At 38.5% G+C, this 23,543-nt stretch carries 22 protein-coding genes; 16 read left to right on the forward strand and 6 right to left on the reverse strand.

Translation table 11 applies throughout. The annotated features are described in order from the left end of the window. Nucleotides 1–25: 25 nt before the first annotated feature. From paaZ to JET18_RS15470, 6 genes are all read left to right on the forward strand, one after another. Nucleotides 26–2,521 carry a phenylacetic acid degradation bifunctional protein PaaZ gene (paaZ, locus tag JET18_RS15450; RefSeq protein ID WP_202092446.1) on the forward strand — a complete coding sequence of 832 codons (2,496 nt, stop codon included), beginning with the start codon at nt 26–28 and terminating at the stop codon, nt 2,519–2,521. A gap of 142 nt (nt 2,522–2,663) precedes the next feature. Next, nucleotides 2,664–2,825: a bacteriocin-like protein gene (locus tag JET18_RS22000; protein WP_449507492.1), complete on the forward strand. Its 162-nt coding sequence runs from the start codon at nt 2,664–2,666 to the stop codon at nt 2,823–2,825. A 164-nt stretch (nt 2,826–2,989) separates the two neighbouring features. Continuing rightward, the gene (locus tag JET18_RS15455; protein WP_202092447.1) at nt 2,990–3,526 is read left to right on the forward strand and encodes an SMI1/KNR4 family protein; all 537 of its coding nucleotides are present in this window, start codon (nt 2,990–2,992) and stop codon (nt 3,524–3,526) included. A gap of 49 nt (nt 3,527–3,575) precedes the next feature. Further along, complete coding sequence (locus JET18_RS15460) at nt 3,576–4,307, forward strand: DUF4241 domain-containing protein (protein WP_202092448.1); 732 nt, start codon at nt 3,576–3,578, stop codon at nt 4,305–4,307. Next, nucleotides 4,300–4,986: an SMUG2 DNA glycosylase family protein gene (locus JET18_RS15465; RefSeq protein WP_202092449.1), complete on the forward strand. Its 687-nt coding sequence runs from the start codon at nt 4,300–4,302 to the stop codon at nt 4,984–4,986. The genes JET18_RS15460 and JET18_RS15465 overlap by 8 nt, the downstream gene beginning before the upstream one ends. 28 nt (nt 4,987–5,014) lie before the next feature. Continuing rightward, complete coding sequence (locus JET18_RS15470) at nt 5,015–7,699, forward strand: DEAD/DEAH box helicase family protein (RefSeq protein WP_202092450.1); 2,685 nt, start codon at nt 5,015–5,017, stop codon at nt 7,697–7,699. An 83-nt stretch (nt 7,700–7,782) separates the two neighbouring features. Here the strand turns inward: JET18_RS15470 and JET18_RS15475 are convergent, their stop codons facing one another. Then, entirely contained in the window at nt 7,783–8,604 is an 822-nt protein-coding gene (locus JET18_RS15475) for a T9SS type A sorting domain-containing protein (RefSeq protein WP_202092451.1), read from the reverse strand. Nucleotides 8,605–8,629: 25 nt separating this feature from the next. Continuing rightward, on the reverse strand, nt 8,630–9,178 hold the full coding sequence (locus JET18_RS15480; protein ID WP_202092452.1) for a phage tail protein: 549 nt from the start codon (nt 9,176–9,178) through the stop codon (nt 8,630–8,632). A 306-nt stretch (nt 9,179–9,484) separates the two neighbouring features. Here JET18_RS15480 and JET18_RS15485 point away from each other — a divergent pair, with 306 nt between their 5' ends. Then, entirely contained in the window at nt 9,485–10,249 is a 765-nt protein-coding gene (locus JET18_RS15485; protein WP_202092453.1) for an enoyl-CoA hydratase/isomerase family protein, read from the forward strand. Nucleotides 10,250–10,384: 135 nt separating this feature from the next. On the opposite strand, the gene JET18_RS15490 is transcribed toward JET18_RS15485, so the two are convergent. Both JET18_RS15490 and JET18_RS15495 read right to left on the reverse strand, forming a co-directional pair. Beyond that, nucleotides 10,385–11,893, reverse strand: a complete 1,509-nt coding sequence (locus JET18_RS15490) for a RagB/SusD family nutrient uptake outer membrane protein (protein ID WP_202092455.1) — start codon at nt 11,891–11,893, stop codon at nt 10,385–10,387. 10 nt (nt 11,894–11,903) lie between these two features. After that, complete coding sequence (locus JET18_RS15495; RefSeq protein ID WP_202092457.1) at nt 11,904–14,837, reverse strand: SusC/RagA family TonB-linked outer membrane protein; 2,934 nt, start codon at nt 14,835–14,837, stop codon at nt 11,904–11,906. A 334-nt stretch (nt 14,838–15,171) separates the two neighbouring features. Here JET18_RS15495 and JET18_RS15500 point away from each other — a divergent pair, with 334 nt between their 5' ends. The 9 genes from JET18_RS15500 (at nt 15,172) to JET18_RS15540 (ending at nt 21,060) form a co-directional block, all read left to right on the forward strand. Beyond that, nucleotides 15,172–15,789: a hypothetical protein gene (locus JET18_RS15500; RefSeq protein WP_202092459.1), complete on the forward strand. Its 618-nt coding sequence runs from the start codon at nt 15,172–15,174 to the stop codon at nt 15,787–15,789. Between the two features lie 59 nt (nt 15,790–15,848). Next, complete coding sequence (locus JET18_RS15505) at nt 15,849–16,139, forward strand: winged helix-turn-helix domain-containing protein (protein WP_202092460.1); 291 nt, start codon at nt 15,849–15,851, stop codon at nt 16,137–16,139. A gap of 65 nt (nt 16,140–16,204) precedes the next feature. Further along, a complete protein-coding gene (locus tag JET18_RS15510) occupies nt 16,205–16,495 on the forward strand; it encodes a hypothetical protein (RefSeq protein WP_202092462.1) in 291 nt (96 codons plus the stop codon). 31 nt (nt 16,496–16,526) lie between these two features. Further along, nucleotides 16,527–17,366, forward strand: coding sequence for a metallophosphoesterase (locus tag JET18_RS15515; RefSeq protein WP_202092464.1), 840 nt, complete (start codon nt 16,527–16,529; stop codon nt 17,364–17,366). Nucleotides 17,367–17,680: 314 nt separating this feature from the next. After that, the gene (locus JET18_RS15520) at nt 17,681–18,166 is read left to right on the forward strand and encodes a Coq4 family protein (protein WP_202092466.1); all 486 of its coding nucleotides are present in this window, start codon (nt 17,681–17,683) and stop codon (nt 18,164–18,166) included. Between the two features lie 9 nt (nt 18,167–18,175). After that, a complete protein-coding gene (locus JET18_RS15525) occupies nt 18,176–18,472 on the forward strand; it encodes a hypothetical protein (RefSeq protein ID WP_202092467.1) in 297 nt (98 codons plus the stop codon). Nucleotides 18,473–18,575: 103 nt separating this feature from the next. Continuing rightward, nucleotides 18,576–19,949 carry a DUF4153 domain-containing protein gene (locus JET18_RS15530; protein ID WP_202092468.1) on the forward strand — a complete coding sequence of 458 codons (1,374 nt, stop codon included), beginning with the start codon at nt 18,576–18,578 and terminating at the stop codon, nt 19,947–19,949. 5 nt (nt 19,950–19,954) lie between these two features. Beyond that, nucleotides 19,955–20,494, forward strand: coding sequence for a hypothetical protein (locus tag JET18_RS15535; RefSeq protein ID WP_202092469.1), 540 nt, complete (start codon nt 19,955–19,957; stop codon nt 20,492–20,494). 53 nt (nt 20,495–20,547) lie between these two features. Continuing rightward, nucleotides 20,548–21,060, forward strand: a complete 513-nt coding sequence (locus JET18_RS15540; RefSeq protein ID WP_202092470.1) for a hypothetical protein — start codon at nt 20,548–20,550, stop codon at nt 21,058–21,060. An 82-nt stretch (nt 21,061–21,142) separates the two neighbouring features. Here the strand turns inward: JET18_RS15540 and JET18_RS15545 are convergent, their stop codons facing one another. Further along, a complete protein-coding gene (locus JET18_RS15545; RefSeq protein ID WP_202092471.1) occupies nt 21,143–21,535 on the reverse strand; it encodes an ACT domain-containing protein in 393 nt (130 codons plus the stop codon). A 218-nt stretch (nt 21,536–21,753) separates the two neighbouring features. After that, complete coding sequence (locus tag JET18_RS15550; protein WP_202092472.1) at nt 21,754–23,421, reverse strand: S8 family peptidase; 1,668 nt, start codon at nt 23,419–23,421, stop codon at nt 21,754–21,756. Between the last annotated feature and the right edge of the window lie 122 nt (nt 23,422–23,543).

Genomic DNA, 23,543 nt, shown 5'->3' on the forward strand with positions numbered 1-23,543 from the left:
AAAAGAAATAAAAAGTTAAAAATATATGGAAAAACTAAAAAACTATATCTACGGAGAATGGGTAGAAGGTACCGGAAACGGAATCCCTTTATACAACGCTGTTACAGGAGAACAGGTGGCTGTTTCCGATACCGAAGGGCTGAATTTTGAACAGGCTCTTGACTACGGAAGAACAGTGGGCTATAAAAACCTTTCTTCAATGACGTTTTATGACAGAGGCGAGATGCTGAAAAAAGTGGCTCTGTACCTTTTGGAAAGAAAGAAAAAATATTACGAATTATCATATAAAACGGGAGCTACCCATGCAGATTCCTGGGTAGATATAGAAGGAGGTTTCGGTACTTTCTTTACCTATTCCGGACTGGCAAAAAGAATGCTTCCGAATACGCCATTCTGGGTGGATGGGGAAACTCAGAAAATCTCTGCTAACGGAACTTTTCTGGGAACTCACATTCTGACACCAAGTGAAGGAGTCTCTATCCAAATCAATGCCTATAACTTCCCGGTTTGGGGTATGTTGGAAAAACTGTCAACATCTTTACTGGCGGGTGTTCCATCTATTGTAAAGCCTTCTCCGTTCGGGTCTTATCTTACCAATGCTGTTTTTCAGGACATGATCGAAAGTGGTGTTCTTCCGGAAGGAGCACTTCAATTGGTTTGCGGTGAGCCTGGAAATATCCTGGATTATGTTCAGGATGGTGATTCCGTATTGTTCACAGGTTCTGCAACGACAGGTAGAAAATTGAAATCTCTGCCGTCAGTAGCTGGAAATGCAGTCCGTTTCAATATGGAAGCAGACTCTCTGAACTGTTCAATTTTAGGTTTGGATGCGAAACCGGGAACTCCGGAATTCGATCTGTTCATCAAAGAAGTACGTACTGAAATGACCACCAAAGCAGGTCAGAAATGTACGGCAATCAGAAGGATTATTGTTCCTGAGCACCTTGTCGGGGATGTTCAGAATGCTTTATCTAAAGCTTTAGACCAGACAAAGATCGGAAATCCGTTGAGCAGAGAAACCAGAATGGGATCACTGGTAGGAAGACAACAGTACGATGAGGTCGTTAGAAAAGTAAATATTTTAAAATCAGAAACTGAACTGGTTTATGATGGAAAACACGAACTTGTAGATGCTGATTATGATAACGGAGCATTTATGAGTCCTAAATTGTTCCTGAATGACAAACCTTTCGAAAAAAATATCTCTCACGATGTAGAAGCTTTCGGTCCGGTTTCTACCTTAATGCCTTACAAAGATGCCGAAGAAGCAGCAGCTCTTGCTAAAAGAGGAAAAGGAAGTTTGGTAGGATCTATTATTTCCCACGACGAAACTTTTATCGCAGAAACTTCATGGAAAATGGCTTCCCAGCACGGTAGAATTTTTGTGCTGAACAGAGATAACGCCAAAGAAAGTACAGGTCACGGTTCACCGCTTCCTACATTAATGCACGGAGGTCCGGGAAGAGCCGGAGGAGGTGAGGAAATGGGCGGACTGAACGGTCTTCATTTCTTCCTTCAGAAAACAGCGATTCAGGGTTCGCCGGATGTATTGACTGCTATTACGAAAGTATATCAGCAGGGTGCGGAGAAAAAATACTCGGACAAGCATCCGTTCCAGAAATATTTTGAAGATGTTGAGGTGGGGGATTCACTGGAAACTGCAGGAAGAACGGTTACCGACGCAGATATCGTTAATTTCTCAAACGTTTCATGGGATCATTTCTATGCCCATACCGATGCTACAAGCTTAACAGGAACTATTTTTGATAAAACGGTTGCACACGGATATTTTATCCTTTCTGCAGCAGCAGGGCTGTTTGTATCAGGGAAAAAAGGACCGGTTATCGCCAATTACGGACTGGAAAACTGTTCATTCTTTAAGCCCGTGTACGCAGGAGATACGATTACGGTGTATTTAACGGCAAAAGAAAAAATCAACAGAGGGGTAAAAGGAAGAAATATTCCTTCCGGTGTTGTAAAATGGCTGGTTGAGGTTGTTAACCAAAGAGATGAAATCGTTTGTGTAGCAACAATCCTGACATTGGTGGCAAAACATTCTCCTTTCATTGATCTGAATGTAAAAAATGTTCAGAAAATTGTAAACGGCTTAACGGAAAGTACATCTTCAAACTGGGGTAAAATTTCTCCTCAGCAAATGATCGAACACCTGGAACATGGAGTTCTGGTAAGTTTAGGCGAACCGGAAGCCGACAAATGTTTCACCCCGGAAGAACAGTTGGAGAAATGGCAGGATTCCCTTTATAACCACAGAAAAATGCCGAAAGATTTCCCTGCTCCATTCCTTGCTGAAGATGAGACTTTGCTGGAATTGAAATATAAAAATCTTGAAGCCGCCAAACAGTCGTTCCTTGAAACCCTGAAAAGATTTTCAATTTATTACAAAGAAAATCCACAGGCAGAACATATGAATTATGTGTTCGGAAAACTGAATAAAGAAATGTGGGAACTGATGCACAAAAAGCATTTTACACACCACTTTGAGCAGTTTGGATTGATTTAATTCAAAATAAAATATAAATTTATAATCCCTTTTGGTTTTTACTGAAAGGGATTTTTAATTACATGATGCCTTAAAATCACTACCTTTAATAGGCGAAATCCGAAAAGCATACAGAGTAGGAAACCATCAAAAACTATTTATCATGAAAAATTTGAAAAAACTTTCCCGAATTGAATTGAGATCTCTTAAAGGAGCCGGACCCATCTGGTCCTGTAATCCTAATCCTTGCCCCCGAGGCAGCTGCTGCCTGCCCGGAAGATGGCCTGATATTCCCAGAGCATGTTACATATGTGCGGATTCTTAAAATATAAATTTATACTCCCTTTTAGTTTTTACTGAAAGGGATTTTTTTAATTCTTAATCTTAAATCTGGATAAAGATGAAAAATATTAGTCGAAGAAAATTTTTTATTAAAAATGATAATTACTTTTACAGGACAATCAAAATCACACTTATTTAAGACAAAATATGGACCTACAATTTTTCAAAGACTTTGACTTTACAGACTTCTGGAACGAGAGCAGCTATTCCGTAAGAGATTATATCGAACCGTTTCCCGATGATGAACTTATTGCTTCCGTAGAAGAAGAGCTTGGCTACAAACTCCCGGCTTCTTATATTGAACTCATGAAACTGCAGAACGGCGGGTTGGTTGAGAAATCCTGCTTTCCTACATCAGAAGAGAATTCATGGGCGGATGATCATATTGCGATTACCGGAATTATGGGTATTGGAAGAGAGAAAACCTATTCCATCTGCGGAGAACTCGGAAGTCAGTTTATGATTGAAGAATGGGGCTATCCTGCAATCGGTATTTACATCTGCGACTGTCCTTCGGCGGGACATGATATGGTCTTGCTGGATTATTCCAATTGCGGAAAAGATGGCGAGCCGGAAGTGGTTCATATTGATCAGGAAAATGATTATAAAAAAATATTTCTCGCCAAAGACTTTGAAACTTTTATAAAAGGCCTGAAAGATGAAGATGAATTTGACGGTGAATAATTAAACAGCTATTTTTAAACTTTAAACTAAATCACAAAAAAATAAAACAATGAACGAAAGCTGGATGCAAAAATGGGAACAGGTAAAAGATATCCTTATATGTCCCGTGGATTTGGAAACCTATTTTACTTCAGATGAAATTATGGAGCAGAAAATGGAAGTAATGGAGATCGGGAATGTTTCCCTGCCATCCGGAAAAGTGATCGTAAGAGATCCTTTGGTATTTCTTAATGCAGGAGAGAAACCCTATTTCGTACAGGCTCCCAAAGGAGATTTTCCGGTAAAAATTGCAGTTGTAAAATCAGAAGAATGGGGAAATCGCTATGCTGCCGTAAAAGTTGAATTCACCAAAGAAAAACCTGTTCTGTACAGAGAGGCCTTGATCGGGATAGAAAATCTTGAAGATTTAAATGAAGGCGACTACTTTGGATTCATGGTAGATGCGGGATTGGGATGTATCACCGATGCAGAAGTGCTCCCTTATTTCGATAAGTTCCTTACCGAAGTGAATGTGGAAAATGTGTACGATGATTATTTTGCCGGAGAGTTTGCCCAGAGTTACAAAGAGCATCCGGAAAATCAGAGAGAGCTGGGAGACTGGATCAATTGGAAGATTCCCAATACAGAGTATCATATTCCCATGTTTGCAAGCGGTTTCGGAGACGGAGGTTACCCTGTTTATTTCGCATACGATGAAAAAGAAGAAATCTGCGGACTGTATATCCAGTTTATCGATATAGAACTGGCATTGTCTGATGATGAAGACGAAGAGGATGAATAAAACATTTGCAGATCAAGTTATAGAATTCAATAAAAACCTTCAGTTTTCAGGAGATCTTCCTGATGGTTTTGAAGTGATGAATCCGTATTTGGACAATCCGGAAACGATGACGGTCATGGAGGAATTTTATCAGAAATATTATAATGATCAGAACCTTAGAAAATTCATGATAGGAATCAATCCCAGCCGGCATGGGGCAGGAGTGACGGGTGTGCCGTTTACCGATACCAAAAGGCTGGAAAGCGTCTGCGGAATTAAAATGCAGTCGGCTCATACCCATGAAATTTCCTCAGTTTTTATGTATGATATGATTGCTGAATATGGCGGTGCAGACGAGTTTTACAAAGATGTTTATATCAATTCACCTTTTCCGCTGGCCATTGTAAGAAAAACAAAAACCGGCTGGCTGAACGCGAATTATTATGATGATAAAAAACTCTTTGAAGCGGTAAAAGATTTTATGATTGATTCCTTGAAGAAGCATATCAGCCTGGGGGTGGATACTTCCGAAGTATTTGTTCTCGGCAAAAAGAATTCAGAATTTATTTCGGCACTGAATAAAGACGCCCAACTATTTGAAACCATGACCGTTCTTGAACATCCAAGATATATCCAACAGTACAAAACAAAAGAAAAACAGCTGTACATCGACAAATATATTTTAGCATTGAAAAAATAGCTGTTAATTGCATCACTGAACAATCACCATGACTATTTTTCCTACCTACACAAAATTTAAATACAGCTGGCGCGCTTATCAGAAGAGATTTCTGGATGATCTTGACGGGTTCCTTACCGATCGGCATCTGCACGTCACTGCACCTCCCGGCTCCGGAAAAACAGTTTTAGGACTGGAAGTTATGCTGAGACTCAATCAACCAACACTTATTGTTGCCCCAACCTTAGCCGTCAAAAATCAATGGGTACAGAGATTCTGCGAACTTTTTCTTGACACAGAAACAGTACCGGACTGGATATCCACAAATATCAAAAATCCCGGACTCATTACCGTAACCACTTACCAGGGAATTCACGCAGCATCAGGCATTCCGGATGACGATGAAACGGAGGTTGATAAAAAATCATCCAGGGTTTCCTTAGCTGAAATTATCAAGAAACTGCAGAAGCAGAAAGTGAAAACCTTTATTTTTGATGAAGCTCATCACCTGAAAAATGCATGGTGGAGAAGCTTAATGGAATTGAAAGCAGCGATAGAACCTACTGTTGTATCCCTTACCGCAACACCTCCTTTTGATGTTTCCGGTGCCGAATGGCAGAAATACATGCAGCTGAACGGTCCCATTGATACAGAGATTTCCGTTCCGGAATTAATGATTGAAGGCGATCTTTGTCCGCATCAGGATTTGGTGTATTTTACGTTGCCATCCTATGAGGAACAAAAGAAAATAGAACATTATCATACACAGGCTGCAGCTTTTTTTAAAGAAATTGAGAACGATGATATTCTTCTCAACGCATTGGAACAGCATCCTGTTTACCAGAAACCCATGGATCACCTGGATTGGATCTATGAAAATATCTCCTCCTATACTTCAGGGCTCATCTATCTTCATTTCAGGAAAAAAGAAATTTCTGAGATTCATTTTGAGATCATTGGTGATCAGCATCAGTATATTCCCGAATTTGATTTTTTCTGGTTCGAAGAACTTCTCGACTTTTATCTGATCGTAGATGAAGTGAATTTCAAAAACGAAGAAGATCACCGTACCGCTTTAGGAAACAGATTAAGAAGACAGGGATTCCTGGAAAAAAAGACCATTAGTTTTTTCAACAATAAAAATTTAAGCCAGATCCTCAATTCCAGCATTGGAAAACTTGAAGGCATCAAAGACATTGTGGAATTTGAATTTTCTGTTTTGAAAGAAGATTTGAAAATGGTGATCCTTACCGACTTTATAAAAAAAGAGTACCTTTCCACCGATACTGAAAATAATCTCCATCTGAATGAAATTGGAGCCATTCCTATTTTTGAAAAGCTGAGACGTGAGAATGCCCAGAATAAAAAAATTGGCGTTCTGACGGGAAGTATTGTCATCATTCCGTTATCTGCAAAGGAAAAGATGAATGAGCTGTGTACAAGAAAAGAAATATCAGGACTATCATTTTCTCTTGTTACATACGATAAAGACTATATCCAGATCAATCTTACAGAACAGATCAAACATGATATTGTTCATATTATTACGGAAATTTTTCAACAGGGCTATATTCAGGTCTTGGTTGGCACAAAAGCTTTATTGGGTGAAGGTTGGGATGCTCCTAAAATGAATACACTGATCCTTGCCAGTTTTGTAAGCTCCTTTGTCCTTTCCAACCAGATGAGAGGAAGAGTGATAAGAATAGACAAGGACAATCTCCAAAAGACCGGAAATATATGGCATCTCGTATGTTTTGATCCACAGAGTGAGAATGGCGGCCAGGATATGGATATTGTGAAAAAGAGATTTAAAACCTTTGTGGGAATTTCAACCCACGATGAAACGTCCATTGAGAATAATTTTGAAAGACTCAATCTCAAAACCATTGAAAAAGAAGATCAGATTCCAATGATCAATCAGGAGAGTTTTTCCAGGGCTAAAAACAGGAAAGATCTCACACTGCGATGGAAATTAGCTTTAGATAAGGGAAATATTCTCGTCGAAGAAATTAAGGTTCCTTCCGGCGATCTTACCGAAGTGACCGATATGAAAATGACTTATCTCGGAAAAATGATTGCGGACCTTTCTAAAGTAATGATATCAATCGTTTTGCTATTTGGACAGGATCTTCTTCTGGGAATACTAAAGAATATGGAGGCGATAGATTCTGTTAAAAGCTTTTTCTGGGTGATGTTTCTCTTTGGAGGATTCGGATTTCTGACGTATGGTTTAAAATTTTACCGCGCATTGAGACAGTATCTCAAATATAAAAACGCGGCAGGACATATCGGACTCATAGGTGAAACTGTTTTGAAATGCCTGATCTATGAGAGAATTATTACCACTGCTCCCGAAAAGATGAAAGTGGTAAGCTCCGGGGCTAAAGGTGATATGTTCTGTTATCTGGATGGTGGAAGTCACTATGAGAAATCACAGTTTATTATGGTTTTGCAGGAGGTGATTTCCAAAATTGATAATCCCCGTTATCTGCTTAAACAGCAGGCTAAACTTTTCTTCAGGAAGAAATACATCTATTATCCTGTCCCTGAAGTTTTTGCCAAAAATAAAAAAAGTGCCGAGCTGTTCATGCAAACCTGGAGCGAAAGAATTGAAAAATCAGAATTGGTGTTTACCAGAACCATTGAAGGACGGCGTATTCTTTTACAGTTGAGGTTCCAATCCCTGTTAAAAAGAAATGCAAGGATAGAACATCTTCACAAATGGACCCGTTAAAAAACAAAAATTCCCTGATCGTTCAGGGAATTTATCATTTATGCATTAGAATCTTTTGCGACACAAATTACTTATGAAAATTTTTATTTTTTGATGATTTTGGAAGATTCTGATGGTGTTTTGAGGATATACACCCCATTCGGAAGCTCCGAAATATCAGCTTCATTGATTCCTTTCTTCATTTCAAGGTTTTTAAGCAGCTTACCATCCTGGCTGTAAATTTCAGCGGGTCCGCTCTCTTCCGTTTTAATGGATAGAGGCCCGTTGGTAGGATTAGGATAAATGCTCATTCCTTTTTGTGAAGAAGTGGCTTCGCTGGTCGCCAGTACGATACCTGAGTCTTTTACCCATGTAAAAGCATCAAGTCCTGCATACCGGTAGTTACCGCCTAAGGTAAGCCTAAGCTCATCAATAATGATATTTGAATAATTCTGACCGTTTAAGTTGGTAAGATCAATCAAAGTATAGCCATTTGATGAAGCCATGGTTGTTGTAAACCCTGTGGATTTTGTCTGTGTAAATTTTGTGACTCCATTAAGCCTTCCGGTAACCGTTAAAGTTCCCTGTACAGTCAGATCTAAATTAAGAGCAGACAGATACATCCAGAAACGGTTTACTTTAAACAGATTCGATGTGGTTTTGATGCTGAAAGACGGTGGTGATGCAGTGTCGTTCGAGTTATCAATATATCTGTTGTCATTAGCCGTTCCGTTCCATCCGGTACCAGGATAATTAGCCTGAATATCAAAAGTTCCTACATGAGAAATTATATTGAAGATCACTCCGTTATCCGTGAAACTTGGGCTCCCGTGGGATTCCGTTTCAAATTGCTCTGTACTGGTCTGTCCAAAAGAAAATAATGAAATGAACAGACTACAGATCGTTAAAAAAATAGTTCTTTTCATGATTTAGGTTTTAAAAATTAGATGATTAATCACGCGATGGATAGATACCCGATACGCAGATGATATAATTGAGCCCCAGATAAGGCGGCATATTGTTTACAGGAAGGTTCTGCCCTGTATAGGTAATAGACTTCGCATTGATGGCTGTGTCCGGATCAGTCTGTACAAAGCTTGGTATTGCAGTAAAGTCTCTTCCTACCTGATTTCCAGTGATGGCAATCGCTGTATTGGCAGCTGGAGCAGACACTGTAGAATTTGCGTTCGCTACTTTCAATTGAAAACCGCCTGCCATGCTTGGCATGTTTTGCTGAAGCAATGTATTCTGTTCTGTTCCGGCAATAATTCCCAAAGGATAAGATTTGTTGGAACTCATATTTCCGGCTCCTAAAGCCATACGCCCGATAAGATTAGGCAATGCGAAGGTAGTTATCCCGTCACCTCCATACGTTGTTCCCAATAAGGAAAATAGGGCAGAGTTTTGAGCAATGCTCAATATTCTTCCGTCACAGAACATCCAGCCTCTTGGTGCAAAATTTCCTGCAAATAGTTTTACAATTCCCATGTACTCGTCCATAATATTAGTTTTTTTCAGTTATTAAATTTTCCTACTCTCTTTTAGGCTTTTCAGATTCCGCCATTGATTGTTAGTTTTCTAAGCCAAAGGAACGATATAAAAAAAGGCAGTACTAGAGTAGAAAATACCAAATTGAGCAGTCCGTATTTATACGTAATGTCTGATGATTTTCTGAGGTGCAGAAAGGATTTAAACGATGAAAAGCCTGAGTTTTTTAGCGGAATAGTTTAATCAGTAATTTATGCGTCATTATTTCTCCGGAAGGGTGGTATTTAGTATTTTTGTAAGAATCCAATTAAAATAAAAATGAACGAATTTGTAGCATCAGAAATTAAAAACAATATCGCCGAAATTACCTTCGGAACCCCAAAAAGCAATTCGCTGCCGGGAGCAATTTTAGAAAAACTGGCCCAGACCATTTTAGAGGAAGGAGCTAAAGAGGAAGTAAAAGCCATTCTTGTAAAAAGCGAAGGTGAAAAAGCATTCTGCGCAGGCGCAAGTTTTGACGAACTTCTTGCCATTGAAGAATTAGAGGCATCCACAAAATTTTTCGGAGGTTTTGCTAAAGTTCTGAACGCCATGAGAAATTGTGGTAAAATAGTAGTGGTAAGAGTTCAGGGAAAAACTACCGGAGGCGGTGTAGGAATCGCTTGTGGTGCAGATTATTGTTTTGCTACGAAAGATTCTGCTTTGGCACTTACAGAAATAAATCTTGGAATTGGTCCTTTTGTAATCGGTCCTTATGTAGAAAGAAAGATAGGGAAGTCTCAGTTTTCCGCCATGGCTATTGATGCAGATTTCAGATCGGCAGAATGGGCAGAACAGCATAATGTTTACCATTCCGTATCCGAAAATATTCAGGAAATGGATTCGAAATTAGAAAAATTTATGCAGACACTGGCTTCCAGAAGCAGTGAGGCATTGGCTTTGATCAAAAAAGTATCCTGGGAAGGAACAGATCATTTTAATGAACTGATGCCGGCAAGAATTCATATGAGCGCCAGCCTAATTCTTGAAGATTCTGCTAAGAAAAATATTGAAGCGATTAAAGAGAAATTAAGAGCAAAATAATTTTTTATTTAACTAAAATAGAAGAGGTTATCCTAAAAGGTTAACCTCTTTTTTGATGTATTGATTTGATTTTTAATCAAAAAGAAATCCGCTTCAGTTACGAAGCGGATCTCTGCAGTTAATATGAATGTTGAATTAAAGTTCGTTTTGTTCTACTAAATTTTGAGATGCATTGATCTCTGCCTGAGGAATAAGCCATGTCCATCGCTTATCTCCGGCAGGAATAGTCATTAAATTATTAGTAACCGCAGACACATGGTTTGCACCAGTCCTGTCTAAAGGAAGATTTAATCTCTTCAGATCAAGAAATCTGAAACCTTCTCCCCAAAGTTCTAATCTTCTGCTGTTTAAAATTTCATTAATATAAGCCTGCCCTGTAGTGGTAGCTCCAGCATATGATGGGTTCCTGTTTTGTGTAAACTCATTAAATACAATTTTAGAGTCTGCCTCTTTATTATCTTTGGCCAACGCCTCAGCTTCGATTAGATACATCTCTGCAGCTCTCATAAATGGAATGTCACCTAAGCTTGTATTGTTATCAACAGTTCCTGATGCATTTACAGAAAGGAATTTCTGAGATGTATAAGGGAATTTACTGTACGTAGAAGGCAATGCAAGTGCAGTATGTGCTCCTGTAGGATCAATAACCTGTGTTCTCACATCGGTTGTTGGAAACTGTGCGTATAATAAATTGTTGACAACTTTAGGAGCCTGTCTGATCTGTCCTGAATTATAATTTCTGGACATATAGCCCATAAAATTTCCAAAGAAGTCGGTTGTGGCATCAATTGGTTTATAGCCCCATACCCATTCAGAGTTAGAGTAACTGTTAAAACCTGATTTATACTGAGTATTGTTCATCAGTGCAAATCCTTGTCTTGCTTCTTTTGCATATAAGGCAGCGTTAGCATATTTTCCCTGTACTAAAGCTACTCTTGCCATTAGCCCTCGAACAACATTCGCATTAAAGTGAGATTTATCCGATCTGGTTTTACCATTTAGGAAACCATAAGCCTGTGCAAAATCTGAATTTATTAAAGCATAAACCTCTTCTAAAGATGCTCTGGGAATAGGGTTGAAAGAATCATCCAATCTAAGTGGTACGCCAGGTTGAGAATTTGTAGCTCCTGCCACATATCTTTTTGCATAGATCTGGGCTAGCATAAAATAGCAATACCCTCTGAATGCATAAGCTTCCCCCAATACTTTATCCTTGAGCGTCTGATCCCCCGGAACATTAGGAGCTGCCTTTATGATAATGTTTGCAATTCTTATCTGCCCATAGAAAAAATCGTATGGATAAAATAAATTTGTAGAAGTAGCATTGGCATTATCCAGCCATCGCAGGGTAGTTACAAACCATCCGTTACCTGTAGTAGGGAAAACTAAATCATCTCCCATTACATCCATATAAATCAATATTCCGGTGGCACCATTCTGCCCCTGGCTGCTGTTTTGCCTGTAATACATATTTCTATGCATTCCATTAATTGTAATACTTAAGTTATCCAGACTTGAGGTTACCAAAAGCTCACTAGCTGCGGTAGTTGGGTCTTTCTCAAGATCATCTCTGTCACAGGATGATAGAATGCTTAATATGGAAAGTCCGGAAATTAGAAGCGCTTTATTTGTAATGAATTTCATTTTGATAATTTTAAAAAGTTGTACTTAAACCGAAAGTAATTATTCTCGAAGGTGAATATCTGTTAGTGACTGTACCATTAAATGTAGAGTAGGGCTCTAAGCCTTTTCTTTTGCTGGTCACCCAAAGGTTTTCTCCACTCACGAATAATTTTAAGCTGCTTATTCCTACACTTTTTACAATGTCAGGATTAAAGCTATACCCTATTGAAGCATTTCTCAACATGAGATAACTGGCATCTACCAGCCATCTTGATGAAGCAGAGTTTGAAGCAGCTGCTGTAGATGAGTTTAGAGCCGGTACATCCGTGATCTGTCCAGGAGTGGTCCAACGATTATAAATATCAGTATGCGATGCTCCGCCCTGAGGAAAAGCATCCATTAAACTTGCATAGTTAGTATCATATATTTTTCCTCCAAACTGGTAATTAAATGATGCGGAAAGTTCCCAGTTTTTAAAATTAAAGGTAGTTGAAAAATTTCCAAAGAAATCAGGAATTGCTGATCCATGATATTCATATTTAGCTTTATTCTGATTGGTGGTAACCAGAACACCATTGACGGTTCTTACATCTGCTGCTGTAGAACCAGGGAATAAATCCTGATCTAAGACGAATAGAGGGGCACCATCAGAAGGATCCACTCCGTACCATGATCTTAACCAAAAAGCATATAAGTCTTTACCTACCGTTAGTTTTTTAGTGCCAGTAATAAATTCGGCTTGAGAAAGGGCAGTAATCTCATTCTTATAAGAGGTTCCGTAGGCTGATACTGTCCATTTCATGTTTTGATTCTTGATGATATCTGCACTCAAAGTAATTTCATACCCTTTATTTACCATGTTGCCAACATTTCTGTCAATGCTATTGCCCGGAATACCTGCATTTACAGGAGGTTGAAAAGGGAAAATTAACCCTTTTGTTTCAGAATTATAATATTCTACTGTACCACGTATTCTTTTATTCAATAATTCAAATTCTAAAGCAACATCAGATTGCGCCTTAGTTTCCCATGTAATTAACGGATCACCTACATTAGTAAGCAAAATCCCTGGCTCCGTACCATTGTTATACCCTAAAGAAAATAAGGTTTGATAAGCGTAATTCGTATCTAACGCGTCGTTACCTACTTCTCCGTAAGAACCTCTTAGCTTTAAGAAATTGACAAATTTATTATCCTGAAGGAAGTTTTCTTTTGAAATCACCCATCCGGCACCTGCTGACCAGAATGACTGCCATCTTACGTCTGTGGCAAAACGGGAAGAACCATCCCATCTTACCGAGCCTTCTAAAAGATACTTTTCATTATAATTATAGTTCAACCTTGTAAACCAACTTTCTTTAGTTCTTTCTCTAAGATGCGAAGTAAGGGTGTTGTTATCTACAAAGTTTCCAAACTCGTAGAAATTATCCAATACCTGATTTCGCTTATAACCATAGAGGTAATCTTGTTTTAAATCAAAATTTTCATGTCCCGCAAGAAGGGTTACATCATGTCCTCCCAATTTTTTATTATAGGTTAATACCTGGTTCCACGTAAAATCTCTGGTCAGATACATGGTTCTGGAAGCAGAACCAATTCCCAAAGCATCCCCGATGAGTCTGTTTCCATAGGTTTTGTTTAATGTTCCTCTGAAGTTATATGCCGCATTGGTTCGGAACATCAATTCCGGTAAAATTTTAAATTCTGCATATACATTAGACTGAAGGTTGTATGAATTAGTTTTATCATCATTTAATAATGTTTCCCAGATAATATTTCTACCTGCGGCGGCATCAACACCGCGTAAAGAACCATCATCATACAGGACATCTCCATTCACATCGTACATTCTCTCTCCCGTAACTGGGTTATGTCGATATGGACTATAGATTGGGCCCATACCACGTGTCCATGCATAAGGATTTATATAAGCGGAATTGTTGTCTGCTCCGTTAACGGCTAAGCCTTGACTTGTAATAACGCCATTTAAGCTAGTTCCGATTTTAAACCAGTCTTTAACTTGAGAATCTGCATTGATCCTTAAATTAAGACGCTCAAAACTGGACTTCACAATATATCCTTTTTCATTGGTGTAGCCTAGTGAACTGAACAATGTACTTTTATCATTTCCACCGGAAAAACTGATGCTATGGTCTTGTCTTATGCCTACACCAATAATCGGAGCGGCCCAGTCAAAATCATTGTAACGCAGCTTAGCCGAAGAATTAAGCATTCCATCAACAACCAACTGATTATCCGGAACATCATAAACATTTGTTCTTACGTTTCCGGAAATTAAATTATTAGTTGCCCATAAGTTTGAGGCAGCGAGACTTTCAGTTGGGTTGGTTAATCTTCTCCCATTACGCATGGCTTCCCAAGCAAGCACATAATAATCTGCAGTTCCTACTCTATCATATTCCTGAACAAATCTGCTTACAATACCTGTATTTGAATTAAGGGTAAATCTTGATGAATTTTTCTTACCTCTCTTGGTGGTTACCATAATAACACCATTAGCCGCACTTGAACCATATAGAGCAGTTGATGACGCATCTTTCAAAACATTTATAGTTTCAATGTCGTTTGGATTTAATGAATTTAAATCTCCTGGAAAAGGAACTCCATCAACAATTAAAAGGGGTTCGTTTGAAACAAGGTAAGAACCTGTTCCTCTGATTCTTATTGATGAACCTTCACCTGGCTGACCTGTACCTGCGGCAATCTGAATACCTGCTCCAGCTCCATCCAATGCTTGTAAAACATTGGAAATAGGGCGGTTTTCTATTTTAGCTGCGTCTACCTGGATATTTGATCCGGTAATCGTTCCTTTTTTCTGTTTACCATAGGCAACAATTACTACTTCATCAATGTCTTTAGTCTTCGTCGAATCTTTCTGTGCAGTTACAGCTTGGGCCGTAAAAAAAACTACTGCAGTAGATAGAATTTTTAGTTTCACATTCATATTAACAAAATTTAATAAATAATTGGTACAAATATGTTGGTTTTTTTTAATATAACAATAGTGTTTTAGTTAAAATATTAAATTTTTGTTAAAAATTATATTTTTTAGTTAAAATGGTTAATTTGAAATTTATCTTTTTGAAAATTATAGAATATTTTTAATTGTATTTTTAATTATGATGTATATTTTTAATTATAGAGAAAATGATCTAGATAAAAAGTAAATAGTTTGCATTAATAAAAGACAAAAAATGAAGTGATTACATTTAAAATTTTTTGAAAAATAATTGGTCGGTTAAAAAATAATTATAACTTTGTAATTCAAAGTTCTTTTTATGGATTCGAAAAACTATCACGAAGACTTATCCCACATCCGTTCCATGATGGAGCGGTCTTCCAGATTTATTTCATTGAGCGGACTGTCCGGAGTTTTTGCCGGTCTTGCAGCATTGATTGGTGCTGGGTATGTGTATTGTGCTTTCCAACGCGAAGGAATTAATTATCTTGACGGAGACAGAAACTTTTTTGGCCCCGCATTGGTCAGAGAACTTGTTATTACCGGAATTGTGATTTTGGTAACAGCTATTTTGAGCGGCTATATTTTTACTGCAAATAAAAGCAGAAAGAAAGGGCTGAAAATCTGGGATGCCACCACCAAACGTCTGCTCGTAACATTTGCCGTTCCATTGGTTACAGGAGGAATTTTTTGCCTTGCACTTCTTTTTCATCATCTTTTTGTATGGATTGCTCCGGCCACATTGATTTTTTACGGAATTGCGCTCGTGAATGCAGAAAGATATACTTTAACGGATATTAAATACCTTGGATATTGCCAGATCATATTAGGACTTATTTCACTGTTCTTCTTGGGCTGGGGACTTCTGTTCTGGACTATTGGTTTCGGAGTTCTTCATATTGTGTATGGCCTGATTATGCATAAAAAATATAAATAAAGACTAAATTTGCAGGATTTTGGAAATAACTTCTCAAAGCTCTGCAGCACTCACTCATTATGATTAATATAAATCAACTCAATAAAGAATTCGAAAGCCGTGTAAGATTGGGTATTATGTCCGTTCTTATGGTCAATGACTGGGTTGATTTTTCTGAAATGAAAGCCCTGCTGGAAATTACAGACGGTAATATGGCGAGCCACAGCAATGCGTTGGAAAAAGCAGGATATATTGAAGTAAAAAAAGAATTTGTCGGCAAAAAACCGAAAACCTCTTACAGGGTTACCCAGAGTGGGAGACAGGCTTTTAATGAGCATTTGGATGCCTTGGAAAAATTATTGGGGAGATAAACCCTATATTTTTTTGAAAATTAACTTTGAAATACAAAGTACTTTATAAAATAAAAATAAATATTATGATGACACAAAAACAAACAACATTCACGATTTACGCACTTCCATTGGTTTTACTGTGTGTTCCATTAGTTGGGAATATCATTTCCAGTGAGGTCAATTGGTCACCTTCAGATTTTCTGATTGCGGGAATTTTACTTTTTGCCACTGCTTTTCTGGTCAATCTTGTGAGAAGTAAAATCAAAAAACAAAGTTGGAAAATTTTAATCTGTGCTGTCATTGTACTGGTTCTTGCTTTGACCTGGATTGAATTGGCAGTAGGCATTTTCGGAAGTCCGTTTGCCGGAAATTAAATGATTATTTCAAATCATACAGGTTTCAATCATGACAAGAAAAACTTTCATTAAAAGACTGGCGCAGCTTTCAGTAATAGGTGCTTTTCCTGCGTTGTATTCCTGGCAGGTAGAGCCTTTTTGGGTGGAATTTGTCCAGAGAAAACTTCCGGTTAAAAATTTACCAGGAACATTGGAAGGAAAAATACTGATGCAGATCTCGGATCTTCACGTGGGAGACCGTTTCGATTGGAATTTCCTGATCGATTCCTTCAGAAAAGCTCAGCAGTTCAATCCTGATTTTGTGGTCTACACCGGAGATTTTGTGAATCACGGAACTGAAAAGGATCAGGAAGATCTGAAAAAAGTAATGGAGGCGGCGGTTCACGGAAAACTGGCGACTTTCGGGATATTGGGAAACCATGATTATGGTAAAAACTGGGAAGATACCGGATGCGCCGAAAGAGTATGCAATACGCTTGAAAATTGTGGAATTACGATGCTTAAAAACAGCAGCATAGAAACTTCCGGCTTGAATTTTATAGGTTTTGAAGATTTATGGTCACCTAATTTTTATCCGGCCGAAGTGATGAAAACTTATGATCCTTCCAAAGCCAATATCGTCCTCTGTCATAATCCGGATGCCTGCGACAAGGATATCTGGAACGGTTACCAGGGTTGGATTTTAAGCGGGCATACACATGGCGGACAATGCAGAATACCGGGAATTATCACACCCGTTCTCCCTGTAGAAAACAAAAAATATATATCAGGGGAAATAGATCTTCAGGATGGCAGAATGCTGTACATCAACAGAGCTATCGGCCACTCTTTCCAGGTCAGGTTTATGGTACGTCCGGAAATTACAGTTTTTACATTAACTCAAGCTTAATATATTCTATGAAAGATCATGAAATTATTAGCATTGGGAAAATAGTGTTCGGACTATGCTTTTTACTGGGAAATATTGTGTTTACAGGATATTTTATAAGTAAAAGTGATTGGTTTCTAGAATTTGGAATTTTTGTTTTTTTCTATGGAATACTGGCTAACCTTTTTGCAGTTACGGGACTCCTTTTATATGGTTTTACTTACAGCTTGAAAATGGCGGTCTGTTTAAAAGCCATCGGCTTGATCCTGTTTAATATTCCCCTTGGCTTTCTTTACGTAATACTAGGAATTAATTTAATATTTAAATAATACATTATGAAAAAAGTACGTGTTCGCTTTCTGCTTTTTGTCTACGATAAAACCCAGAAACTTTACAGGAAATATTTTAAAAAGAAAAAAAGACAGTGGCAGTTCAATGAAGAGCAGCTGCTGCAGTTCAAAGAAGACTCTCTGGGAAGAAAGCTTGGAGAATTTTATAAGAAGCACGGATTTTCTATGATCCCCAAAATGGAAAACCACGACGTTCATCACCTGATTACCGGATGCGGAACTCAGTTTGAAGACGAGATTGCCATGCAGTACCTGCTTTTGGGAAATGGTAAACTCAATGCGCATCTTTTGGCGGCTGTGGTTCTGGGAACCCTCATTCTTCCGGAATATCTCAAGCTGTATATGAAAGCTTACAGAAAAGGGCAGAGCATGAGGCCTTTCTATCACTGGGACTTCGAAAGCCTGCTGTGGCAGAATTTTGACCACCTGAATGATTATATTAAGCAGAAGGAAACAGCAGTATTGTATTAATAACAGGTCATGAAAAAAACACGGTACAGTACACTGGGATGGAATACATTTCTGATCTCTTTTGTATCAGGAACTTTACTTTTATTGGGCTATCTGATAACAAAAGCAGACTTTCTGATCATATCCGGGTTTTATTTTGTCCTCATCGCAGCGGTGGTTAATTTACTTATTCTGTTTTATGAGCTTTTAGAATTCCTGACGAATATTCCTGATAAGAAATCCTCCGGACGCTCTGTATTGCTGCTCCTGATTAACATTCCCGTCACCATGCTCTATATGTATATCGTCTTCAGCCTGGATCCCTAGATTTTCTGTTAAAAATCATTCTTATACACCTTAAAACCTTAAGTCTTCTTAACGGGCTAAGATTCCTAATCTCTAAATTTCTCAACCTCTTAATCCTAAAATTATGAAAACACATCACTATATATTTCTTACAGCCGTCCTATTTGTCATCGTCTTCTATGACCAGGACATCGGCATGAATCTGGGAATCCTGAGTATCGTTTATGCGCTGCTGACGCTGTTCAAAACTCCTGAAAAAAACAGGACAAGAACTTTTCTGATACTTTTTGTTACCAATGTCTTGTCGGCTATTGCTTTTATCTGGTACAGGGATTTCCCGTCTCTGCTGGCGGTTGTAAGCTCCATTCTGCTGCTGGGCTACCGCTCAAGAAACAGGAAGCTGAAAATACTCTTCCTGATCCCGGTTTTTATCATTAACAGCTTTACTTCAATTTTCCGGTTTTTCTCTTTTGATGCCTGGCTTCCGAAGAGAAATATCTCCGGAGTATGGCAGAAAACATTGGCATTCATTATTATTCCGCTGGTCTTTATCTCCATATTCTTTGGAATTTATTCTGCGGGAAGTGATCATTTTGCTGCTCTTTTCCGGGACTATGAACTGGATGTCAATATCTGGCAGGTGATCTGTCTTTCGGTACTTGGATTCTTTATAGCATTCAATTACTGGAACTATGCCGTGGAAAGATTTATTTATAAAAAGAATCATTTGCTGGATGACGATTTTAATGAAGCAAACAAGACCCAGAAAGCAACCTATTCTTTCCTTGATCTGGAGGCAGAAAGAACCAGCGGGGTGATTTCTTTTATCTGCCTGAATATTTTACTGGTATTTTTCATTATCACCTACAATTATGAACAGTTTTATGAAGTTTCAAAAACTCCCGTTCAGCTTTCGGAAGAAACCCACGAAAGGGTCAATGCAGTGATCATGTCCATCGTAATGGCGGTTCTGGTGATTATGTTCTATTTCAAATCAGGATTTAATTTTGATCCGAAAGCCAAACTCATGAAAATGCTGGCAAGAATCTGGATCATTCTGAATGCTGTCCTCGTAGTCTCAGCCGCCGTAAAAAACTACGAATATATCATCAGTTACGGCTTTACCTATAAAAGGCTGGGCGTATTTGCCTTTCTTCTTCTGTCCCTGATAGGGCTGGCTCTTACTTTTATTAAAATTCAGAAGAAAAAAAGAAATGCATTCCTTTTCAATAGAATGACCTGGTATTTTTATGGAACAATTTTGGCTTGCAGTTATATCAACTGGGGCGGAATAATAACCTCCCAGAATATGAAACGTAAAGATTTTGCAGTGGCCTATCATCTGGAACAGGTCAATTTCAGCGAAAGAGATCTGCTAAGGTATGCCGGTGAAAAAAACGATCTGCAGCTTAAAAAGAAAGTACTGGAAAAAGTGAAAGAAGAAAAATCAAAACCTTTCCTTTCAAAAATTCTTTACTATGAAACATTAAAAGAGTAATTATTATGAAAAAGTCCTTATTGTTAATTCCATTGATTATTATTTCCTGTAAAAAAGAACCGAACGTAACGGAAACGCCAAACAGAGATTCTGCCGTGGTTACAGAAATGCCGGATACAGCCGTGAACACAGACTCTGCTGCATTAAGAAAACAAGATTCAATCATTAACAATGCTCCTGTCACCAAACAAGTACTGAGAAAAGGAGTGATGAGAACCGAAAAAGACGGCCAGATCATCAGAACAGCAGATGCATCCCAGCTTCCTTTCACCCTGGGAGAAGAATTTACAAAAGATGGCCAGGAACTTATTTTAAAACTGACCCATTATGACAAACCCAATATTAAAGCCAGTATTTCAACCAACGAAAAAGACTTTAATATCAGATTCAACCAGATCAAACTTCCTAACGGTGATTATGACGGTCCTTTCGGAAGGGAAATTACCTACGAGACCAAAGGAACCGGAGAAGTATGGCTGATCATTGGGAAGAGCAATATGGCTTCAGGAAATACGAAAGGAAATTTTAATGTAAGTGTAGAATAAATTTTACCCATTTGGTATAATTTCTGCAAACTCAATCCTAAAGTTTAAAAGTTATGAAAAATATATTTTTAATGACAGCGGCAGTTTCTGCAATCGTAGTAAGTTGTGGAACCGTACAGTCGCTGGTTCAGAATACATTCCCTTATACCGCCAGTGTATTGGTGTCTACGGGAGTGCCGGCAGATAAAGAAGTTTCTTCCACATCTACCGCTACGAATGTACAGACCTGGTTTGGAGGAAACAACAATGCGAAAATCAAAGATGTAAGGATTTCTGATGCCAAAATTTCTGTAGTTTCCCCGTCTGGAGGAAATTTAAGCGCCATTAAATCCGTGAAAGTATACGTTTCATCCAGCGGAACAGGAGAAAAGCTTGTGGCATCACGTTCCAATATAACCACAGATTCTTCCAGCTTAAATCTGGATCTGAATGATACAGGATATCTGGATGAGGTGGTGAAAAGTTCAGGACTTACCGTAAGAACAGTTTATGAACTGAAAAATCAGACGACTTCAGATATGAATCTGAAAATAGCACTTAATTTCAACAGTGTTCCTGCAAAATAATTTTTGCCCACATTAAAATAAACGGCTGCCCTGAAAAAGGCGGCCTTTTTTATACTCTTGTTGTAATGGTACGGGTGCGATACTATTCTGATAGCTGGTTCAGTACCTCCATTGCCTTTTCAGTATCATTTTTATTAACGAAAATATGATCATGAAAATAAGCGGCTACTACATTACAGCTGATTCCATTGTCAGAAAGAGCTTTTGAAAAAGCAGCCGTTAAACCCACTGCCTCAAGAGACGAATGTACAGTCAGCGTGATCCACGACATGACCACAGAATATTCCAGATTATATTGATCTGCAGCTTCTTTTTTAAGAATCAGTGTACCTCCTTCCTCTTCCCTGAAAAACATTTCAATACTGTTGAGATCAAAATCTCCTGTATTTTTGATGGTGCAAAAAACATAATCGCCGGTATTATGTTGAGGTTTCATACTTTTTAAAAGCTTTTGCAAATCCTTTTCTCCGCTCATTGTTATTTATATTAAAAAGATAACAAGATACACCTATTTTGCAGTTTTTAAAACTAAAATGAGGCGACCCAAATCCGGATCACCTCATTATAAATTTTAAAGACTGATAACGTTTCGGGATGCGGGTTTCGATTTTCAAACCAGCAACTATCAACCAGCAACTCAACTATCAAACCCTTAACCCGAATTCACGTTAAATACCTCTGAATGTATTGATTTTAATGTTTGGTGAATTTCTCAACCACTCTTCGCTGTCCTTCCGTAATATTGATGATGTACTGTCCTGGAAGAAGATCCGAAGTGCTTATCTTTTCATCAGGCAAAACAGATCCTTTTCTGATGGTTCTTCCCTGCATATTGATCATCTCAAAATCCAGTTTTTTACCATCTGTGCTGTGAATAGTGACATATTGGGTAACAGGATTCGGATAGATTTTAATTTCCAAAGGAAGCGGAACTTCTGCTTTTTTATTTTTAAGGAAGAAAGTGCTTTCCAGCTGTAGGATGGCATTCTTTACATTAGGAAGAGGGCCTATCTTCTGATTGGTCACCGTGCCGCCCTGTGGAATTCCTGTAGAGATCAGAAGGTTTTTCATGGCTGCAGGGGTAAGGTTCTGTCCTGTATTCTGTTTGTAAAAAGACTGGATCAGTGTGGCTGCAGAAGCGACAACCGGAGTTGCAGAACTGGTTCCGCTAAAGTAATTGTAAGTTCTGTTATTATCATTGTCATACTTCTGATACGAACCATATCCGGCCGCAAGAACACTGCTGCCCCAACCCTGAACATCCACGCGGTTTCCGTAGGTACTGAAGCTTAATTTAGAGTGTGTGGTATTGGGAGATCCGGCACCTACTATAATGGCGCCGCTGTTTCCTCTTGCAAGATAAGAGGCATAAAAAGGATCATCCAGGTTCTGATTTCCGTTTCCGGCGGCTGCAATGATGATAATTCCCGAATCCGTTGCTGCTTTGGTTAAATCCCAGATCACACTGTCATATTCTGCAGGGCAGTATTGGCCGTCTTTTCCGCCGGTCTGCATTTCATACAGGATAATATCGCCTGTCTGAGAAGCGTTAATAGATCTGCTTACAGCGGAAGCCCTGTTGTATCCTACAGTCGTCCATTCCATATAACCTATGATTTGTGAAGCGCTGTATGCTCCTCCGGAAAGTCCGATATTGTCTTTCACGGAACCTAAAATACTTGCCACAGCCGTTCCGTGGTCACGGTAGTTATTATTAGCTAATCCTGAATTTGGACTGTAACCCGTTTCCAGCTGGATAGAATTCTGATTGGAAAGCATTTCGTGGGTTTTGTAAAAGCCGTATTCTACATCACGGATGCGGATGTTCTGACCTGTAATTCCTCTGGACCAGGCATATTTTGCATTAATCCCCGGATTATCGTTGAGGTACGTCTGCAGACTTTCCAGATCGGGAGTTGTGACAAATGCTTTAACGAAAGGAGGTTCAACAGGAGTGCTGCTCATGACGGAAACATATTCTACCTCCGGGAATCTTTCAAGGGTACGCGCCAGTTTTTCTGCGTCCTCAGAGCTTTGTGAAGCTACGTCTACCTTAAAAATCCGTCTTAGTTTTTCAACAGATTCCCCGGAGTTGCCAATGGCTTTGCTGCTCCTGATCATCTCATCAATTTTTTGATCTGTAAAACCGAGATCGTTAATAAATGAAATGCCCTTGGTCTTTACAAATTCTGCCAGCTCCGGATTTTTGCTGAAAGCTGTTTTTTCAGAATTAATGTTTTTCGAAAAGCAGACATAGATGTTGGAATTTAACCGGTCTGCTTTGCCGGACGGGTTTTGTCCGAAAGAAATTGAAAAGCTTAGAATAAGCAATAGAGAGAAAAGTCTAATTTTTGTTCTCATAATATTTTATTAAGTGGTTGTTTACCAAATATATAATTTTATGAGAAATAAAATCGTATAAAAATAAATTAAATCATTGTTTTGTGATTTTTATATTACGAAAATGCGTTATAGTGAGGTTT

The organism is Chryseobacterium endalhagicum (genome assembly GCF_016745235.1).
GTDB lineage: Bacteria > Bacteroidota > Bacteroidia > Flavobacteriales > Weeksellaceae > Chryseobacterium > Chryseobacterium endalhagicum.

What these genes read in the sequence shown, in the direction of transcription:
- paaZ (WP_202092446.1), top strand. Translation starts at nt 26, where the DNA reads ATGGAAAAACTAAAAAACTATATCTACGGAGAATGGGTAGAAGGTACC.
- JET18_RS22000 (WP_449507492.1), top strand. Translation starts at nt 2,664, where the DNA reads ATGAAAAATTTGAAAAAACTTTCCCGAATTGAATTGAGATCTCTTAAA.
- JET18_RS15455 (WP_202092447.1), top strand. Translation starts at nt 2,990, where the DNA reads ATGGACCTACAATTTTTCAAAGACTTTGACTTTACAGACTTCTGGAAC.
- JET18_RS15460 (WP_202092448.1), top strand. Translation starts at nt 3,576, where the DNA reads ATGAACGAAAGCTGGATGCAAAAATGGGAACAGGTAAAAGATATCCTT.
- JET18_RS15465 (WP_202092449.1), top strand. Translation starts at nt 4,300, where the DNA reads ATGAATAAAACATTTGCAGATCAAGTTATAGAATTCAATAAAAACCTT.
- JET18_RS15470 (WP_202092450.1), top strand. Translation starts at nt 5,015, where the DNA reads ATGACTATTTTTCCTACCTACACAAAATTTAAATACAGCTGGCGCGCT.
- JET18_RS15475 (WP_202092451.1), bottom strand. Translation starts at nt 8,604, where the DNA reads ATGAAAAGAACTATTTTTTTAACGATCTGTAGTCTGTTCATTTCATTA.
- JET18_RS15480 (WP_202092452.1), bottom strand. Translation starts at nt 9,178, where the DNA reads ATGGACGAGTACATGGGAATTGTAAAACTATTTGCAGGAAATTTTGCA.
- JET18_RS15485 (WP_202092453.1), top strand. Translation starts at nt 9,485, where the DNA reads ATGAACGAATTTGTAGCATCAGAAATTAAAAACAATATCGCCGAAATT.
- JET18_RS15490 (WP_202092455.1), bottom strand. Translation starts at nt 11,893, where the DNA reads ATGAAATTCATTACAAATAAAGCGCTTCTAATTTCCGGACTTTCCATA.
- JET18_RS15495 (WP_202092457.1), bottom strand. Translation starts at nt 14,837, where the DNA reads ATGAATGTGAAACTAAAAATTCTATCTACTGCAGTAGTTTTTTTTACG.
- JET18_RS15500 (WP_202092459.1), top strand. Translation starts at nt 15,172, where the DNA reads ATGGATTCGAAAAACTATCACGAAGACTTATCCCACATCCGTTCCATG.
- JET18_RS15505 (WP_202092460.1), top strand. Translation starts at nt 15,849, where the DNA reads ATGATTAATATAAATCAACTCAATAAAGAATTCGAAAGCCGTGTAAGA.
- JET18_RS15510 (WP_202092462.1), top strand. Translation starts at nt 16,205, where the DNA reads ATGATGACACAAAAACAAACAACATTCACGATTTACGCACTTCCATTG.
- JET18_RS15515 (WP_202092464.1), top strand. Translation starts at nt 16,527, where the DNA reads ATGACAAGAAAAACTTTCATTAAAAGACTGGCGCAGCTTTCAGTAATA.
- JET18_RS15520 (WP_202092466.1), top strand. Translation starts at nt 17,681, where the DNA reads ATGAAAAAAGTACGTGTTCGCTTTCTGCTTTTTGTCTACGATAAAACC.
- JET18_RS15525 (WP_202092467.1), top strand. Translation starts at nt 18,176, where the DNA reads ATGAAAAAAACACGGTACAGTACACTGGGATGGAATACATTTCTGATC.
- JET18_RS15530 (WP_202092468.1), top strand. Translation starts at nt 18,576, where the DNA reads ATGAAAACACATCACTATATATTTCTTACAGCCGTCCTATTTGTCATC.
- JET18_RS15535 (WP_202092469.1), top strand. Translation starts at nt 19,955, where the DNA reads ATGAAAAAGTCCTTATTGTTAATTCCATTGATTATTATTTCCTGTAAA.
- JET18_RS15540 (WP_202092470.1), top strand. Translation starts at nt 20,548, where the DNA reads ATGAAAAATATATTTTTAATGACAGCGGCAGTTTCTGCAATCGTAGTA.
- JET18_RS15545 (WP_202092471.1), bottom strand. Translation starts at nt 21,535, where the DNA reads ATGAGCGGAGAAAAGGATTTGCAAAAGCTTTTAAAAAGTATGAAACCT.
- JET18_RS15550 (WP_202092472.1), bottom strand. Translation starts at nt 23,421, where the DNA reads ATGAGAACAAAAATTAGACTTTTCTCTCTATTGCTTATTCTAAGCTTT.